The sequence below is a fragment of the Calothrix sp. CBUCES-K 9914 genome, from assembly GCF_059640475.1.
Map to the genome: position 1 here is coordinate 1 of NZ_JBXXZH010000521.1, position 1941 is coordinate 1941.

Consider the following 1941-nt stretch of genomic DNA (forward strand, 5'->3'; position numbering starts at 1 on the left):
CGCCACTGCAAGGCTTTTAGCCGATGCCAAAAAGTCACCTTGACAGGGCTAGCAGTGCCCACCTTACTAGAACAGGCAGGATGCCTGTTCTACAAGATAATTGTTATGCTGCTAGATTTAATAAAGAGGCAGAATCTTGTTTTTCGTGGTGTTGATGTATAGCTTCGGAACTTAAATCAAATTCATACGAATGATTTTGCCATTGCAGTTTAAATTTCAACCGTTTCCATGTTGGTGGAAGGTTGGGACAGGCAATAGGACCAAATGGTGCAATGCGAATACCAGCAAATCCAAATATTACTGCTTGCCATACACCTCCTGCACTTGCTGCGTGAATTCCTTCTGCTGCATTTTTTCGGGTGTCTTCTAAGTCTACTAGTGCCGCGCGTAAAAAGTGAGTGTATGCTTCTTCTGGTTTCTCCATATCACAAGCTATTATGGCGTGAATTGCTGGACCCAAGGAAGAACCATAAGCATGGTCGGTACGAGGACTGTAATAATTCCAGTTTGCTTGTAGAGTTTTAGTGTCGTAGCGTAAATTTGGTGATTCATGGCGCCCAAGATTACGCAGTAAATACAGTAGCATCAAAACATCAGGTTGTTTGAGAATCTGCTTGGAGTTGGTTGCTTCGATACCCAGCAGTGCTTGCATTGACTTGGTACGCGGTTCATAGTCTTCTAAATTTACGTCTTCCAAATCAAAAAAGCCTTCACACTGTTCTATTAAACCAGTTTCATCATCCTGATTTATAAACAAACGATATTGTATTTCCGTCCAACGGTCAAGTCGAACATCATTCAATTTCAATTTTTGCCCGATGTGTAATGCTGTTTCTGGTGATTTTTGCTGTAACCACTCCCACAAATGTAACGCCGCGCGCAGATGCCACCGTACCATAACATTAGTAAAGGCGTTATTATTTACCCGGTCGTGATTTTCATCGGGACCAATTACATCTAAAATATCGTAACCACAACGTGCTTCATTCCACTCTACGCGACTTTCCCAAAACAAAGCAGTTTCCAAAATTATAGACGCACCGTAAGCAACCATCCAATCATCATCACCCGTGGCTTTCCAATACTGCCATATGGCATAAGCAACATCGGTATTTATATGTACCTCAATATCACCGCACCAAATTCTGATTTGCTCATTACCTGTAGCTGATGGAACCCAACGTGGAGTTGTTTCATCTCCGGTATCCGCACTTTCCCATGCGTACATTGCTCCCTTATAACCAGCTTCAGCAGCTTTACGACGGGCGCCTGCAAGGGTATGATACCGATATTCGAGCAAGTTACGCGCGATTTGTGGCTGAGTGAAACTAAAGAACGGCATTGCAAAAATTTCGGTATCCCAAAATATGTGTCCGCGATAAGCAAACCCCGAAAGCGTTTTCGGAGGGATACTGACTGTATTATCTCGATATGGCGCCGCAGCAAGAAGTTGAAATAAACTAAAACGAACGCTTACCTGTGAAGAGTTGTCTCCCTCAATTACAATATCGCTGTTTTGCCAAACTTGTTCCCATGCTGCAATATGCCCTGCAAGCAATGTACTATAGTTAGGTGCCTCTTCTAACCTATCACAAGCTGCAACTAACGGATTTTCTACCTCGCGCGACGTGAATATAGTTACTATTTTTTCTAAAGATATAGTTTGTCCTGGTACGCAAGCAAATGTCTGATTTAAATCATTACCTTCTAATACCAACTTTGTAGCTATACCGAGTTGAATATTAGAATGCCTAGTTCGACTATGTAACCAAATATAATTATTTTTATTGCCTTTACTTAATAGTTCCCAATGCTGAACTCCCTGGTTATCAGCATCATCAAAATAAGTCTCTACCGAAATATCACCCGTAAAATCAACCGACGTAACCGAAACGCGAACAGCCATAACATGCTGGTCTGCTAGAGAAGCAAATCTTTCAA

At 42.0% G+C, this 1941-nt stretch carries 1 protein-coding gene; it reads right to left on the bottom strand.

The window, feature by feature from the left end; translation table 11 throughout:
- Positions 1–103 precede the first annotated feature (103 nt).
- A partial coding sequence (locus tag AC2JBO_RS44730; protein ID WP_496960051.1) for a glycoside hydrolase family 65 protein occupies positions 104–1941 on the bottom strand: 1838 nt, incomplete at its 5' end.